General features: G+C 35.1%; 12 protein-coding genes. 5 read left to right on the top strand and 7 right to left on the bottom strand.

Going from position 1 to position 14,777, the window contains the following annotated elements; all coding sequences use genetic code 11:
- Positions 1-128 precede the first annotated feature (128 nt).
- Positions 129-683 (bottom strand): YbhB/YbcL family Raf kinase inhibitor-like protein, encoded by a 555-nt coding sequence (locus A9G10_RS02740; protein WP_065558153.1) that lies wholly within the window; start codon positions 681-683, stop codon positions 129-131.
- Between the two features lie 81 nt (positions 684-764).
- On the bottom strand, positions 765-1,382 hold the full coding sequence (locus tag A9G10_RS02745) for a riboflavin synthase (RefSeq protein WP_065558154.1): 618 nt from the start codon (positions 1,380-1,382) through the stop codon (positions 765-767).
- 299 nt (positions 1,383-1,681) lie between these two features.
- Here A9G10_RS02745 and crcB point away from each other — a divergent pair, with 299 nt between their 5' ends.
- A complete protein-coding gene (gene crcB, locus A9G10_RS02750) occupies positions 1,682-2,059 on the top strand; it encodes a fluoride efflux transporter CrcB (protein WP_065558155.1) in 378 nt (125 codons plus the stop codon).
- Positions 2,060-2,168: 109 nt separating this feature from the next.
- Positions 2,169-2,567 carry a cell division inhibitor SulA gene (locus tag A9G10_RS02755; RefSeq protein WP_065558156.1) on the top strand — a complete coding sequence of 133 codons (399 nt, stop codon included), beginning with the start codon at positions 2,169-2,171 and terminating at the stop codon, positions 2,565-2,567.
- A gap of 261 nt (positions 2,568-2,828) precedes the next feature.
- Here the strand turns inward: A9G10_RS02755 and plsY are convergent, their stop codons facing one another.
- From plsY to A9G10_RS02770, 3 genes are all read right to left on the bottom strand, one after another.
- Complete coding sequence (gene plsY / locus A9G10_RS02760) at positions 2,829-3,425, bottom strand: glycerol-3-phosphate 1-O-acyltransferase PlsY (protein WP_065558157.1); 597 nt, start codon at positions 3,423-3,425, stop codon at positions 2,829-2,831.
- A 164-nt stretch (positions 3,426-3,589) separates the two neighbouring features.
- Positions 3,590-6,430, bottom strand: a complete 2,841-nt coding sequence (gene uvrA, locus A9G10_RS02765) for an excinuclease ABC subunit UvrA (protein ID WP_143425935.1) — start codon at positions 6,428-6,430, stop codon at positions 3,590-3,592.
- 382 nt (positions 6,431-6,812) lie between these two features.
- Positions 6,813-7,283, bottom strand: a complete 471-nt coding sequence (locus A9G10_RS02770; RefSeq protein ID WP_065558159.1) for a YhcH/YjgK/YiaL family protein — start codon at positions 7,281-7,283, stop codon at positions 6,813-6,815.
- 410 nt (positions 7,284-7,693) lie between these two features.
- On the opposite strand from A9G10_RS02770, the gene A9G10_RS02775 reads away from it, so the two are divergent.
- Complete coding sequence (locus A9G10_RS02775; RefSeq protein WP_179855801.1) at positions 7,694-8,059, top strand: nuclear transport factor 2 family protein; 366 nt, start codon at positions 7,694-7,696, stop codon at positions 8,057-8,059.
- A gap of 229 nt (positions 8,060-8,288) precedes the next feature.
- Here the strand turns inward: A9G10_RS02775 and guaA are convergent, their stop codons facing one another.
- Positions 8,289-9,872 (bottom strand): glutamine-hydrolyzing GMP synthase, encoded by a 1,584-nt coding sequence (gene guaA / locus A9G10_RS02780; RefSeq protein WP_065558161.1) that lies wholly within the window; start codon positions 9,870-9,872, stop codon positions 8,289-8,291.
- Positions 9,873-10,195: 323 nt separating this feature from the next.
- Between guaA and A9G10_RS02785 the strand changes: the two genes are divergently transcribed.
- Complete coding sequence (locus tag A9G10_RS02785) at positions 10,196-10,627, top strand: hypothetical protein (protein WP_065558162.1); 432 nt, start codon at positions 10,196-10,198, stop codon at positions 10,625-10,627.
- Positions 10,628-10,630: 3 nt separating this feature from the next.
- A complete protein-coding gene (locus tag A9G10_RS02790; protein WP_065558163.1) occupies positions 10,631-11,095 on the top strand; it encodes a MarR family winged helix-turn-helix transcriptional regulator in 465 nt (154 codons plus the stop codon).
- A 241-nt stretch (positions 11,096-11,336) separates the two neighbouring features.
- On the opposite strand, the gene A9G10_RS02795 is transcribed toward A9G10_RS02790, so the two are convergent.
- On the bottom strand, positions 11,337-14,672 hold the full coding sequence (locus tag A9G10_RS02795; RefSeq protein WP_065558164.1) for an autotransporter outer membrane beta-barrel domain-containing protein: 3,336 nt from the start codon (positions 14,670-14,672) through the stop codon (positions 11,337-11,339).
- Between the last annotated feature and the right edge of the window lie 105 nt (positions 14,673-14,777).

Raw genomic sequence — 14,777 nt, forward strand, 5'->3', positions numbered from 1 at the left:
AGTATACAAAATCAAATAATGTTGATTTTGTATACTTTCTTTTGATTAGTTGATTTTGATATTATCAATCTTTTCCTTTATATTTTTTCAACCAATAAAAGGCTTTATGTTGATTAATAACTTTCTCATCAACGACCGTAATTAAAGGTAATGGATGCTTTAGCAATTTGATGCGAATTTATGATGAAACCAACTAAAGCTGGGGTTGTTTTATCATCAACATTAATATTGTCTATATCAAGTGCATAGAGTGTAAATTGATAACGGTGATTAGAGTTTTCTGGCGGGCAAGGTCCGCCATAATTTGCCGTACCAAAATCATTACGAACTTGCTGACTTCCATTTGGTAATAAATTAATATTATTACCGGCAGATTGCTTTAATTCTGTTGTATCAACCGGAATATTGACAACCGTCCAATGCCACCATCCTGATCCGGTTGGCGCATCAGGATCATACATCGTGAATGCTAAACTTTTTGCTTCTTTAGGTACATTATTCCATTCAATACTAGGCGATAGGTTTTTACCCTCACAACCGAATTGATTATAAATAAATTGATCTGTAAAACCATTTTTATTTAGGTCAGGACTGGATAGCTGCATTTCAGATGCATAACTGTAACTAGTGAATAACAATAATACTCCGTAAAACAAGGGTTTCAATTTATTAGAATGACGCATGTTTACTCCTTATGTTTTAAATGAATAAAATAAATAACCAACTTATTGACTAATCGACAGTTTACATCACAATGTTCTATTTCAATCACATTTAAACTTAGTTGCTAATACTCGCTCAACCGTATCAACTATCGCTTGAGTTTGTGAATCAATTTCAATATTGACTTTATCACCAACTTTTTTATTTTTAAACGTTGTTATGGCTAATGTTTCGGGAATAAGGTGGATTTTAAAACCATTTTCATCTACTTCACCCACGGTTAAACTAGCGCCATCAATGCCGATAAAGCCTTTATATAAAACATACTTTATAAACTGCTTTGGTAGTGTGAGTTGCATCTGGCAATTGGTCGCCGTTTTTTGAATATCCACAATCGTTGCTGAACAAGAGATGTGTCCAGACATGATATGTCCACCGACTTCATCGCCATATTTTGCACTGCGTTCAATATTGACGTAATCATTCAGTTTTTTATCGCCTAACGTTGTTAAAGCTAGGGTTTCTTGCATGATATCAAACGACACCCAATCATCAGCAAATCCTGTCACTGTTAAACAGCATCCATCATTCGCAATTGACGCACCAATTTCAATATTTTGCGTTAGCTGACTTGGTAGTTTAACTTTATAAGTTCTTAATTTATCTTGATCTTTAATATCAATTATTTGACCAACACCTTGTACAATACCCGTAAACATATTATTTCCGTTTGAATCTTTTTGAGATCTTTATTTTATCGTAATCTAATAATAAATTTCTATGATTATCATTCATTCCTTAACAAATCAATTTAATCGGTTAAGATTGGTTTGAATAACTTATATTAATGACTATTGGATATACCCTAACTTTTGATACCCTATTGAAATTCAGTTGTTTAAATAGCGTTTTTAGAATTTGTTTGACAAGAACTAGGCAATATTCATTAAGTCATTTTATAATGACATTCTCATTCACTGAGTAATGATCATTTCTCATATTTTATTAAGGATTGTTGATGCTAAAACTTATTTTAGCCATTTCATTCGGTTCTGTAGCGGGTGGTTTACTTCGCTGGTTTTTATCACTTAAATGCAATGTGGTTGCTTTTACTATTCCAATCGGAACACTATTATCTAATTTAATTGCTGGCTATATTATTGGTTTTGCCATCGCTTTTTTTAATCATTCGAATCTTTCCGCTGAATGGCGTTTATTAATCGTCACGGGTTTTTGTGGTGGTTTATCAACTTTTTCTACTTTTTCGGCTGAAATTGTTAATTTATTACAGGAAGGTAAAGTAACATGGGCATTAGCGACAATAGGTATTCATGTTGTTGGCTCGGTTTTGATGACTTTTTTAGGCATTTGGACTTATCAATATTTTCGTTCTTGATCGCTTTGTTAGTCTAATAATTGATTAACCTAACATAACATAAAAAATATTTACAACCTTAAAATACTGTATTAATATACACTGTATATTAATACAGTTAGAGGTTATTATGCTTATTGAACAATCATCACAACAAATTATGGCGTTTGAGTTTGAATCTCCTTTTCAGCAAGTATTGCAACAACAGCGACCATTATTACGTTCATTCAATAAAGCAAAAAAATGGCAGCTTTGGTTATCCGATCGACCGATGTTAAAGCGATCCTGGGTTAACTTTGCCGGTTTAGATAAGCAAAAAGTAATCCATATCACTAATATCAAAAACGAAAATCTGGTATCAACGATTGAAAAAGCTTTACAAAATAAAACGTGTAGCTATGTCGTTGCTTGTATTAAGCATCTTAATGAACAAGATAAAATACGTTTGCATAATGCGGTGTTAGCCAGTGATACAACGTTATTTTTAGTCAATGATGAATCCGATGCGCAACATAATCCATATCATTAAACTGAAAGGTGATTATTTTTGGATAAGTTAAGTTAAGTTAAAAGGAAAGTGATAACACCAATTAATTCGATGAAGAATCAATCATGATAAATGTACGTGTTCTTTTTTCGAGAATTTTATTGAAACTGATACTTTTTTAGGCGAATTTCTAAATGATATTCATCAAGCAATAATTGGTGAAGATAACAACTAATTTTTCATCGCTATCATCATGTCAATTCTGTTATGTTATCCGATTTGAATCCGGCTGATGTCATTAAATTACAGTTTTAATCGCTTTAAGCTTTTTGGTTCTTCGCCTTTTAATAAACGCATAATATTACTACTATGGCGAACAATAATGAGACAAGAAAGCATAGTTACCGGTAAGGTCAACTCAGGTTTAAACAACCAAACATAAAATGGCGCCATAAGAAACCCGATAATAGCTGCAACTGATGAGTAGCCCGTTATCAATAAGGTTATTAGCCACGTCAGTATAAAACACCCTGTAAAATCAAGTCCAATCGGTGCCATCATCCCTAATGCTGTCGCAACCCCTTTACCACCTTTAAAATGAAAAAAACAGGGAAAAATATGCCCAAGACAAGCAGATATGCCTATAATTCCTAAAAAGAAGGGTGATATCCCCATTCGATAAGCCAGATACACAGGTAGCGTACCTTTGAACATATCAAAAATTAATACAACAATTGCAGGTAGTTTACCATTAATTCGTAGGATATTGGTTGCCCCAGGATTGTGAGAGCCATGCGTTAAAGGGTTGGGCAATTTCATAGCACGACTAACTATCATAGCACCTGACAATGAACCACAAAGATAGGCGATGATGATCATCGCTAAGATTTCTAATGACAAAAGCCCCTCCCTAGATGTACCTATTTTCTGATTATTATATCAATAAAAAGTTAAATCAATTCAATTAATTAACTATTTATCGATGTTTATTAATAGAGAAATAAATAAAAGTGGGGAGTTGCCTCCCGTCCTTTCTTAATCCTTTAAACAAAATTGACTCTATTTTACTTTCTTTTTTGTTTATCTAATAGTGGTTTTAAATATTGACCCGTGTAAGATATTTTCGATTTTGCAACCTCTTCTGGCGTACCTTCAGCAATTATTTCACCGCCACCATTTCCCCCTTCTGGTCCAAGATCCACGATCCAATCAGCGGTTTTCACGACATCTAAATTATGTTCAATGACGACAATAGTATTACCTTTATCACGTAAAGTATGCAATTGTGCAAGTAATTGTTTAACATCGGCAAAGTGCAAGCCAGTTGTTGGCTCATCTAAAATATAGAGCGTACTACCTGTGTCACGTTTTGATAGCTCTTTGGCTAATTTAACTCGCTGAGCTTCCCCACCCGATAATGTCGTTGCCGATTGACCAATGGTAATATAAGCCAGCCCCACATCAATCAAGGTTTGTAATTTTCGAGAGATCATTGGTACCGCATCAAAAAATTCACGCCCTTCTTCAACGGTCATATTTAAAATTTCGTTGATAGATTTTCCTTTGTATTTGATCTCAAGCGTTTCACGATTATAACGTGCACCATGACATTGATCACATGGCACATAAATATCAGGTAAAAAGTGCATTTCAACTTTAATTAAGCCATCGCCTTGACAAGCCTCACAACGTCCACCTTTTACATTAAAGCTAAATCGCCCCGGATTATACCCTCTGGCTCGTGCTTCAGGTACCCCTGCATAAAGCTCACGAATCGATGTAAAAAATCCGGTATAGGTTGCAGGATTCGAACGTGGCGTTCGTCCAATCGGGCTTTGATCTATCGCGATAACTTTATCAAAAAAGTTAAGACCTTTAATGGATTGATAAGGTGCAATATCACTTTTTTCAGCACCATTAAGCTCATTTTGAGCGAGTGGGTATAAAGTATCATTAATTAAAGTGGATTTGCCTGATCCCGATACCCCAGTGATACAGGTAAACAGTCCGACAGGAATATTTAACGTGACATCTTTAAGATTATTCCCCGTTGCCCCGATAAGCGATAACATCCGTTTTTTATCAACTTTGGTACGCGTTGCGGGGATTTCGATTTTTTCTTTACCGGATAAATATTTTCCTGTTAGCGATGCATTATTTTCCATAATTTGTTTAGGTGTTCCTTGAGCCACAACTTCGCCCCCGTGAACCCCTGCCCCCGGACCAATGTCAATCACATAATCGGCAGCCATAATCGCTTCTTCATCGTGTTCAACCACAATGACGGTATTACCTAAATCACGTAAATGAGTCAATGTATCAATTAAGCGAGTATTATCACGCTGATGAAGACCGATAGAAGGCTCATCAAGTACATACATTACGCCAACTAAACCGGCACCGATTTGACTAGCTAAGCGAATACGTTGCGCTTCACCGCCAGATAGTGTTTCTGCCGAACGTGATAACGTTAAATAATTAAGCCCAACATTAATTAAAAACTGTAATCGGTCATTAATTTCTTTCAGAATTTTTTCTGCAATTTGGGCACGTTGACCGGTTAACACTAAGTTGTCAAAAAATTCTTTTGCTTGTTGAGTACTTAAATCACTAATCGTCGGTAAATTTGTGTCGTTAATAAATACATGTCTTGCTGTTGTACATAACCTAGAACCATGACAGCAAGGACACGGGCGGTTACTGATGTATTTAGCTAACTCTTCACGAATCGTTTGTGATTCGGTTTCTTTGTAGCGACGCGTTAAGTTATTTATGATACCTTCAAAAGTATGTTTTCGTTTAACTACATCACCACGATCATTAGTATAAACAAAGGTAATTTCGGTACTACCCGAACCATTTAATAAAATATCTTTTATTTTTTCAGGTAATTTTTCGTAAGGCTTATCAATATCAAATTTATAGTGATCCGCCAAAGATTTTAACATCTGAAAATAGTAAAAATTACGACGATCCCATCCTTTTATTGCGCCCGCAGCTAACGAAACTTCTGGCATTTGAACTATGCGTTTAGGATCAAAGTATTGTTGAACACCTAAACCATCACATTCAGGACAAGCACCCGCAGGATTATTAAATGAAAATAAACGAGGTTCTAATTCAGAAATACTGTAACCACAAATTGGGCAGGCAAAATTAGCCGAAAATATTTTTTCTTCAGCTTTTGGATCATCCAAATTGGCTACCTTCACTATACCATTGGTAATGGATAATGCTGTTTCAATCGATTCTGCCAGACGTAGTTTTAAATCGTCACGAATACGAAAACGATCGACAACAACTTCAATAGTATGTTTCTTTTGTAATTCAAGTTGTGGAGGATCAGATAAATCATATACATCTCCGTCTACCCTTACCCGTATATAACCGCTTGCAGAAAGCTGTTCAAAAAGCTTAACAAACTCCCCTTTACGTTCGGTCACCACTGGAGCAAGTAGCATATATCGATTTTCAGCTGGTAATGCCATAATGCTATCGACCATTTGCGACACAGTTTGAGCTGCTAACGGTAAATTATGATTCGGACAACGAGGCTCCCCTATTCGGGCAAAAAGCAACCTGAGGTAATCATAAATTTCAGTAATCGTACCGACAGTTGAACGTGGATTATGCGATGTAGATTTTTGTTCAATTGAAATCGCTGGCGATAATCCTTCAATGTGATCAACATCGGGTTTTTCCATCAATGATAAAAACTGTCGCGCGTAAGCAGATAACGACTCGACATAACGCCGTTGCCCTTCTGCATAAAGTGTATCAAATGCTAATGAAGATTTACCAGAACCTGAAAGCCCGGTAATAACGACAAGTTTATCGCGTGGAATAATGACATTAATATTTTTTAGGTTGTGCGTTCTCGCACCTCGAATATCGATATCTTTAATTGACATAGATCTCTTCTTAAGTATGTTTTTTGTACAATTGAAATGAAAATTTAACTGTATATTATACCAGTGATGAGTGATGAAATATAGTACTAATTCACCGTTGATGAGTTTATGGGTTTTACGGTTCCTTTATTAACGCTATCAAATTTATCAATAAAATTCAATGAGCAAAATACCCTATTGCGTTTTATCGTACTCCGTTAATGCATGAACATTTAAGCATAATGTGCCAGTTAACCAACTTTTCGAAGTAAGCATTGAAAATTGATGATTTCTATTTATCAAACTAATTTACTTGGATGCAATTTGGCAACTATGTCATAACTATGTCATAGCAAATGCGCCAAATTCATCTCAATTTAGCGCAATGATTCCTAAATTAAAGATTACCTAAGGCAATTTTAATAACCACTTTACGAACAGTATTAATGTTATTGTTTATTGCACACAAAGGTTTATGGACTTCATTAGGAAAAAAAACAATGAAATCGTTTGAATGCAAAACCAGTAATGTTTCTTCCTTCGGGGTTTCAACAAATGCAATATCGTTAGTAGTAAGTTGATCATCGAGCCTGTTAGTGTAAGGTGGTAAAGTATTAATCGCCATTCCCTCTTGACCGTCTAATACAATTTGCACATCAATATATTTTTGATGATATTCAGGGTTAGCCTTGTCAATGTGACGAGTTGAACTATCAGAAAGCATAAAAAATATCTTATCACCGTCAATGTCATAACGCCCAATAGGCGTATTTTGATTGACATTATCTTTGATATATTCAATCGATTGCTTTATTTTGGCAGGCAAATAAGGGACTAAATTTAAATGGTTGATATTACCTAAAATCATATTTGATAATCCTTCATAAATGAAACATTACTGATATCACAAATACACAGCATTTGTTTAAGTATATACTTATCCAATAAATTTTAATAGATAGACTGTGATAGCCTTTAGACTTTTTTGATGCCTATGACGAATGCTTTGTATTGATAAAATAATTAGTTATTGTGTTAAGTTATCGCAGTAAGATTGAAATGACCTAATATGGTCGACATTAAAGTAATCGAGTTTAAATAGAGATCGTGACTTTTGATTTAGGAGGTGGTATAACACTAATAACCATTTATTATTTACAGTTTTTACCATTATCATATCCATTTTTTAATACGCAATAACTATTCAGATTTTCTTCTTTTCTTAATAAGTCATTAATTTCAATTGAATGTATGTCTTTCTCACAAAAGGTAACTATGATGAAAAATAAAGAATTGATCGAAAATTATTACAAAGATGTTTTTATTAACGGTAATGTGGATAAAATTCCTCATTATGTTGCAGAAAACTATATTCAACATAATCCTCAAGTTGAAGATGGTCAAGCAGGATTTATTAAATTTTTCAAAGGGTTTATTAAAACTAAACCCAAACTCGACATTATCAACATCAGTTGTGAAGCGGATATGGTTTACGTATTTTATAAATGTTCCCTACCAGACGGTACTGTAAATAAAGTATGTGATATTTATCGTGTCGAAGGCAATAAGATCGTTGAACATTGGGATGTCATTGAGTCCCATGTAGAAAAAGTAAAATCGGTTAATAAAAATAGTTTATTTTAGTTCATTTTATGGGATATAAACATGACAACCTTATCTTGGTTGGGTTTAAAGGATAAGGTTGTTATGATACATTAACCACGCATTTTTAATAATCAACGATAATAAGACAATTTCTCTATCCAAATGACCGTTATACTGTTTTAAATCAGAAGATTGGAAAATACTACAGCAAAAAACAGCGCTTTATCAGCGCTGATATTTTGATTATGTTGGATTATTAAGTTATTTTTTATTCCCACTCAATCGTCGCTGGCGGTTTACCGCTGATGTCATAGACAACGCGAGATATTCCGTTTACTTCATTAATGATTCGATTTGATACTCGTCCTAAGAAGTCATATGGCAGATGTGCCCAGTGAGCGGTCATAAAGTCAATAGTTTCAACGGCACGTAACGAGACCACCCAGTCGTATTTACGCCCATCCCCCATTACACCGACTGAACGTACCGGTAAAAATACGGTGAAAGCTTGACTGACTTTGTGGTATAGGTCAGCTTTATATAGTTCTTCGATAAAGATCGCATCTGCTTGACGTAGTAAATCACAATACTCTTTTTTCACTTCGCCAAGTACTCGAACGCCTAAACCTGGGCCAGGGAATGGATGACGATATAACATGTCATAAGATAAACCTAACTCTAAACCAACTTTACGCACTTCATCTTTAAAAAGTTCTCGCAGTGGTTCCACTAATCCCATTTTCATCTCTTCTGGCAAACCACCGACATTATGATGCGATTTAATCACATGAGCTTTTCCAGTATCAGCTGCCGCTGATTCGATCACATCAGGATAAATAGTACCTTGGGCTAACCATTTCACATCTTTAAGTTTTGCCGCTTCTTCATCAAACACAGCGACAAATTCACGCCCGATAATCTTGCGTTTAGCTTCGGGATCGGCCTCCCCTTTTAGGGCTGCTAAAAAGCGGTCTTCGGCATTCACGGCTATAATATTTAACCCAAATTTATTGCCGAACATGTCCATAACTTGTTGTGCTTCGTTCAAACGTAATAAACCATGATCGACAAAAACACAGGTCAGTTGATCACCAATGGCTTGATGGAGTAATAATGCCGTAACAGACGAGTCAACACCACCCGATAACCCTAGTAATACTTTATCTTTGCCGACTTTTTCTTTTATTCGGGTAATTGCATCGGTAATAATAGAAGATGGTGTCCATAATTTTTCACAATGACAAATATCAATTACAAACCGTTGTAGCAGCTCAAAGCCTTTTATTGTATGGGTGACTTCGGGGTGAAACTGAACGCCATAAAATTGCTTTTCATCATTAGCCATGATGGCAAATGGGCAGGTTTCTGTGCGACCAATAACCGTAAAACTATCCGGTAAGGTTGTGACTTTATCACCATGGCTCATCCAGACATCAAGTTGATCTAAACCATCGTTATTAGTACTATCTAAAATGCCGTCAGTTAATTTTGAGCGTCCGATAATGTCGACTTTAGCATAACCAAACTCACGTTGATTTGAACCGGTGACTTGTCCACCTTGACCAACTTGAATTGCCATAGTTTGCATACCATAACAGATGCCTAAAACAGGCACACCTGCGTTAAACACATATTCGGGGGCTCTTGGGCTATTTTGTGCTGTCGTACTTTCTGGCCCACCCGATAAAATAATCCCTTTAGGATTGAATTGTTTAATTTTTTCTTCCGACACATCCCACGGCCAAAGCTCACAATAAACACCAATTTCACGAATCCGACGTGCAATTAATTGGGTAACTTGTGAACCAAAATCAAGAATTAAAATACGTTGCTGGTGGATGTCATTTTTCATCAAATTTGTTCCTAAGCTATGGTCTATTACAAAATCAAGGTGGTATTGTATCATTTACCGACTAAATTGAACGGATTAAATAAAAAAACAATTGTAAATATTTTACTTTTACAAGTTTCAACATATCCTGACACGGCATTTTATTTTGTTGATAAAACGACAATCTTTATATGAATGAGCGAAATCTTAATTGTTTTTTTTCTGAACTAACCAACTGATTTTAATGATAAATATAATTTTTTTTAATAAAATAAAATTTCTTTATTTACTTATTTAATAAGCATACTTATAATATGTAAACTTATCAAAAAGAGGAAAAAACGATGAATACTATTTCAATTTCTTTTGTACTACCAACAAAGGCTATACCATCTAAAATATGGCCATACTATACTGATCTTAATTTCAGAAAATTATGGGAAACCGATCTTGAAGATTTTCGTATTACGGGCGAGTTAAAAACCGGTTCTAAAGGTATTTTTAAACTACAAAATATGCCAGATATGGACGTGACGTTATCTAAAATAATTAATCAACAAGAATTTACCGAACAATTTGATATGCCTGACATAGGTTTACTCTATTTTTCACATCAAATTATTGAATTATCGCATAATCAATATGCATTGAAGTCAGAAATTTCTTTAAAGCCGGATCCGAAATTGGATACTCATGCATCTTATAATTTTATTAAACAGATTTCGGATGATATTATTGATAAAACATACAAATTAAATAGTTTAGTTGAAGGGTAATTTATGGCAAAGGACAATAAGTTTTTGACGCAATTCGAAACTGATTCAGAATCTGTTGGTTTTCTTTTTATGAAAACTTATTCGTCCTGGCATACAAATATAAAAAATTGTTTAAAAAAACAGTCTATCACGCATCCCCAATTTATTGTGCTTGCGACCCTAGCTTATTTATCGCAATATCCTGATGAAATAACACAAGTTATTTTATCCCACAGAACGAATATTGATGTCATGACTATTTCTCAAATATTAGAGAATTTAGAGAAAAAAGATTACATTAAACGTACTTGTTCAATCAAAGATAGTCGCGCAAAATCAATTGTATTAACACAAAAAGGGTTAGATAAGGCAAATGAAACCGTTCCTTTAGTTGAACAAATGGATCATGAATTTTTTTCAATATTAAAAGAGGATAAAAAACAGTTTATGACTATGCTTTTAACACTCTTAAAAAACCGAACTGATTGAAAAATAGCTTGAGTTAAAAATTTAAGTATTTTCTGTTTTTTAGCTATTCATTATGATTATTGAGTTATCTTGCTACAAACTTAGTTCATTAATAAGTCTGAAAAAATCAATATTTTTCATTATATAACTTACTATGTTAGATAAAAAAATACGTAATGCTAAACAAGCCATTACGTATGAAATGAGTGTAACATTGATAACAATTTGAAACTAAATCACAATTTACATTATTAATTAATACTTACCATTTATGTTCAATACCGATATTTCCTCGATAACCTTGCCGTTTGGTATTTCCAAAATCGTGTTCATAGCGAGCATCGCCATAAAGATAAGTCTTTTCAAATAAAGGCATTTTTAACCCAACGCCCAATTCTCCCCATGTGCGCGCATAATTTTCACGCAGTTTATCTCTACCTATGGTAACTTGGCTTGGCTTGATAAAGTCATGCAGAATATTACCAATTGCATAGAGTGTGGTATGTTGCTCGACTGTTGCTCGATTATTGTTACCAAAACGCACACCGATTCTACCCCGTAATAGATCCTGATTATTTTGATCAACACGACGATATTTATCTTTAAAACTATCTAAATCAACATATTGGTAGACTAGTTGAACTTGAGGCTCAACTATCCAATAGTCTTTATCAAGATCATTTTGATTTATTTTAAAGGTGTGCCCAGCTTCTGCCGAAATGGCTAATGCCCACCCATGTTGAGTGTGCGGATTATTACCATTACGAGCTTCATATTGATTACGTAAATAGGAAAACTGTCCAACTAAATCTAAATAGTTATTCTCTGTTGAAAAATAAGTATTGGTTAATCCCAAGCTCAATGATTCTGATTTGCCTTTTCCTGTTCGTTTATTATGGTCAATTATCCCATGTACAGCTCGATATTTATCGGAAAAGTCGGTATACGCTTTGCTATAAGTCAAATAGATACCTGTATAATTATGGCTTCCATCATCACTGATATTATTCAGCAGATCATGACCAAATTGAAATCCATATATATCGGTTTCTAGATTTAATCGATCTTTACCATCTTGTTTTATATGTTTGCCTAAAATCCTTCCCCAAGTTTCACTTAAAAACTCTTCACAAGTATTACAATTTGCTAAATCAAAATTGGTGTATTCTCCTCGACGTTCATGTAAAGAACCAATACTTAAAAATCCTTGTTCCTGATTGACTCTCGCCATAGCAACATAGCCTGCTACTGGACTGGCAAAAATGGGTTTAGGTTTAATTAGCGTCGGCGGTTCTGGCGGCGTCGGTGGTTCTGGCGTCGGTGGCTCTGGTGTCGGTGGCTCTGGTGTCGGTGGCTCTGGCGTCGGCGGTTCTGGCGTCGGCGATGGTGGCGGCGGTGGTGGCGGCGGCGGTGGTGGTGGCGGCGGTGGCGGTGGTGTTATCGTACCTGCTTGCATAGTCCAGAAATATTCGTCACCATCAGCTGTTTGACGTCTTGCTAATTGAATTTCAGTCGCGCCATTTGTATGCGCTTCACCATAAAAACTACTTTCATTACGACTTTCTCCCACATAAATCACGGGAACAGTGTTTATCACCGCGTCAATTTGGCTTATATTACCATCAATCACGTTTTCTGTGCCATTTGCATCTATCGGTATCACCTTAGTCCAACCAGTTGAAGTACCTGTGATTTTTAACACATCTGATTGTGAATTTATCGCATAACTATCGCTGACTTTATTCCACTGTGTGTTTAATCTTATTTGAGCATCATGAACTCCGCTATAGTTACCATCGATAGTTAATATATCATTATATTTTTGATGAGAGGGATTATCTAAATTAATAATGCCTGAATTGCTATAAACATTACCTTGTAAGACAAACTCATTACCACCAGCATCATTAAAAGCTGCATTGATTGTTCCACCAGATTCAATGAGAATCGTAGTGAATTTTGATATATTATCATTACCTTTTTTTTGCAAATTCCAACGAAAATCATAAGCTAAATCTAAAAAGATTCCTGGCTCTTTATTATCATAAATATTATTATTAAGAATTTGACCCTCTTCCTCTTTTACTTGCCCTTTGGAAATTAACCCAGTCATACTTCCTTTACCATAAGCATTAAAGTTGACATAGGAAACGTCATAGTTTTCATGTCCTTGCTCAACACCGTTATCATCATACGTATTAGAAAAAAATTGATAATTAGGTGCAGTGTAATTACCGCTGACGTTGAGAATATAGCCGTCTTGATTAGCATGGAGATCGGTTTCTTCACCTATAAATGTTAAATTAACATTTTGTTGACCTTGATCAATAAAAATTAAATCTTTGCGTGCAACAGAACCTTCAATTACGGGATCAGCACTTGTTCCTGTTGTGGTAAATATTGCATCTTTTATATTGATACTCATATTGTGTGATGCAGCTTGTTCAAATTGTCCGCTTGAAGTCGCATCATCATGGGTACCAATTTCCAATGCATAACCATTAGTTTTAATGATCGTTTTACTATTATTAGAATTTGCTGTAAATGAAGAATTCCTTACCATTTTGATACCACTACCATTTAAAGCGTTAGTGGTATCAATAGTCAACTCACCATATGATTCTAAAATACCTGCTCCCTCACCTGTATTACGGGTTTTACCCAGTTTAATCCCCACACTATCCCAGTTTGACCTAGAGCTATCACTACCTTTATTAATGATGATAGTGTTTTTCTCTCCTTTCAAAATTACTTTTGGCGTTAACTGACCGTTTAGACCTCTATTTTCAGCAACCCCATGATTGGTTGAATTGCCCGAAACATAAATACCGATTGAGCGATTTCCCGTTAATGTCATATCTAAATTATCATTGATAATAACTTGTCCTGCTGAACCATCGCCTGAATTATCAAAGGCTCCTTGAATGGCTCGAATACCGTTGTTTAAAATTGGCTGGGTTTTACCCCCCTTTGCAGTTTGATTGATTTTTAAACTATCCACTGTGATTGTACTGTATTTACCATTATACGTATCTCTCTCACCAGCATTAACGGACGAACCAGCTAATAAACCATAAGAGGCAACCGTACCACTTGAATTGCCTCCACGCGTATAATTATCATTGATATTTAATTCCACATTTTTTGCAGTTAGATTAACATTGTGATAAGTCGCAAGACCTAACATGTTACCGTTGTTATTCAATGTAAAATTTAAATTACCTGCATTAATTGATCCCCCTGACACGCCATAGGTATATTGATTAGCCAGACCGATGTAATCACCGTTAACATTGGCGGTTAGCGTTGTATCACCGACATTGAGTTGTTCATGTAATCGGCTTCGAGTAAGAACATAAAAACTGGCATTACCCGATTGATTGACGGTCGCTGCGTTAATATTATTACAGCTTGGGCTATTTTGTCCGACCAAGTAAGAACCATCGTTACTTGCGGTACAGTCTAAAGCAAACGAAGATGCAGAGGAAACTAAAACGCATACCGTTATCATTGCTTTACTTGCTCGTCGTACTAATTCAGAACACACTATAGTAGTACCCGTGATAACATTAAATTTCGTTTGATAAATTTGGTTCATATTAATTTCCTTCAAATTAACGATAAAAAATAAGTACGACCACAAATTACTATCGAGAATGACAACGATTTATTTAAGAACCATCTGAAACTATAGAGAAAAAAC

Origin of the sequence: Gilliamella sp. wkB308, from assembly GCF_001690185.1 — a bacterium.
In the GTDB taxonomy this organism is placed as follows: Bacteria; Pseudomonadota; Gammaproteobacteria; order Enterobacterales; family Orbaceae; genus Gilliamella; species Gilliamella apicola_I.